Below are 650 nucleotides of genomic sequence, written 5' to 3' on the forward strand. Positions count from 1 at the left end.
CGAAATGGGCTGTCCGGCAGTGGAGCATGAATGCCGCCTCGCTGTCGTAAATCTCGTAGAGCAGGACCCGGTCGGGCTCGCCGCGCGCCTGCGTCACATCAAAGCGGCGGCAGCCGGCTTCGCTGCGAACCGACGCGGTCGCGTTGGCGTCCACGAGCTCTCGGAATCTGCCCCGGGCACCCGGCTTGAGGCGGAAATCGACCCAGACCACGAAGCCGCTCATCCCTTGCCACCCGCAATTTCAAGATAGCGTCTGGAGACATATTCCAGATGCCTGCGCATAGCCGCTTCGGAGGCGTCTGGATCGCGCGCGGCGACGGCATCAAAGATTTCGCGATGAGCCTCGTAGGCCTTTCGGTCTTCACCTTTGGCCAAAGTTGTGCGCCGCTGTTCCAGCAGCCATTCGGCCAACGCCGCGTGAATGGCTGTGAAGATACGATTGCGGGTGATCACCGCCAGCACGTAGTGGAAGTCCACATCGGTGCGCTCGAAGCGCGTCAGGTCCCCGATCGACTGCCGGTTGATTTCGAGCGCCTCCTTGAGGCCCTCAATATCCTCTGACGTGGCATTGATGGCGGCGTTGCGGGCAAGCCCGACTTCGAAAAACAAACGCGCGCTCTGGAAGTCATGAACCCCGCCAGGGGCCGAAA

2 protein-coding genes are annotated in these 650 nt (G+C 62.2%); both read right to left on the reverse strand.

The genetic code is table 11. The features are described from left to right. On the reverse strand, window positions 1-223 hold a 223-nt coding region (locus tag EOA22_RS36250), incomplete at its 3' end, for a putative quinol monooxygenase (RefSeq protein WP_164756319.1). Continuing rightward, window positions 220-650 (reverse strand): FCD domain-containing protein (locus EOA22_RS36255; RefSeq protein WP_127390746.1); only part of this gene is annotated, 431 nt, incomplete at its 5' end. The genes EOA22_RS36250 and EOA22_RS36255, both read right to left, overlap by 4 nt.

The sequence above is a fragment of the Mesorhizobium sp. M7A.F.Ca.US.014.04.1.1 genome (genome assembly GCF_003998745.1).
Classification (GTDB): Bacteria; Pseudomonadota; Alphaproteobacteria; order Rhizobiales; family Rhizobiaceae; genus Mesorhizobium; species Mesorhizobium ciceri.